The sequence below is a fragment of the Streptococcus parasalivarius genome (assembly GCF_054785155.1).
Window position 1 is genome coordinate 1 of the sequence record NZ_BAABOB010000021.1, and the last position, 1,412, is coordinate 1,412.

A 1,412-nucleotide genomic window follows, 5' to 3' on the forward strand; every position below is an offset into this window, starting at 1 on the left:
GTATGTTTGTCAACTGTAGTGGGTGACGAAAAGCTAACATCTAGAGAGGACCTGATAGGTCTTCTCTTTTTTTATGTTCAAAATGATGAAGACACGTTTCTTAAAGTTGATGAAGTTTCTAAAACCGAAGCCCAACCGTTTGATGTCTTTAATCAACTTATTAGTTGCTTCAAGTTTTGCGTTTGAATAGTCTGTTTCTAGCGCATTCTTGATGTATTGCTTGTGTCTAAGGAAGGTCCTAAAGACAGTTTTGAAGTAATGATTGACCTTGCTTATATTCTCCTCTATGAGCTCAAAAAACTCATCTACTCTCTTCTCCTGAAAGTGAAAAAGTAAGAGCTGATAAAGTGTATAGTAGTCGGTAAGCTCTTCTGAAAAATCTAGTGTTTTCCCAACAACTTCATGTGGACTTAAGGTTTGACGGAAAGTCTTTGAATAGAAAGAATTGAGAGATAACTTACGGCTGTCCTTTTGAAAGAGTTTCCAGTGATTTTTCAAGGCTCGATAGGGTAGAGACTTCTTATCGAACTGGTTCATAATCGCAATTCTTGTCTTTAAAAAGGCACGTCCAAGGTGCTGGATAATGTGAAATCGATCAAGAACAATTTTGGCGTTAGGGAAGAGTTTGCGAGCCAGTGGAATATAAGCTCCAGACATATCCATCGTGATAAACTGTACCTGTTGTCGGACTTTCAATGGATACTTCAAAAAATAGTTTCGTATAGTAGTTTGGTAGCGATTATCAAGGATGGTTATGAGTTTGTTGGTCTCATAGTTTTGAGCCACAAAAGCGAGTTCACCTTTCTTGAACCCAAACTCATCCCAGGACATAACAGCTGGGAGTTTGTCATAATGTTCCTTGAAAGTAAACTGGTCAAGTTTACGATAGACAGTGGACGTCGATACACGAAGTCTTCTGGCAATATCCGTTAGTGATACCTTCTCAGTTAGAAGTTGTGCAACCTTTTGTCGGACAAGGTTGGAGATTTGGTGGTTTTTCTCAACGATTGAGGTTTCAGCCACTGTTACTCTCTTACACACTTTACACTGGAAGCGACGTTTCTTCAGACGTAGTAGTGTTGGAGTTCCAGCTTGTTCGAGAAGAGGGATTTTAGAAGATTTTTGAAAGTCATATTTGATCATTATTCCTTGACAATGAGGGCATGGTGGTGCAGAATAATCAAGTTTTGCATGAATCTCGATATGAGTATTAGTTTCCAAAACAAGAGAAATAATGATGTTAGGGTCTTTAATTCCGATTAATTCTGTGGTATTCTTAATAAGTCTCATAAGTTCTTCCTAATGATGGTTTGGTCGCTTTTCATTATAGTTCTTATGGGACTTTTTGTGTACATTGAAAAAACTCCATAATCTCTACAGTGGTTTTACCCACTACAGAAATTATAGAGCCA

The 1,412-nt window shown here is 37.9% G+C and carries 1 pseudogene; it reads right to left on the reverse strand.

The annotated features are described in order from the left end of the window. Positions 1-40: 40 nt before the first annotated feature. Positions 41-1,290 (reverse strand): annotated as a pseudogene (locus ACYVQ1_RS10200) (ISL3 family transposase). Positions 1,291-1,412: the final 122 nt, after the last annotated feature.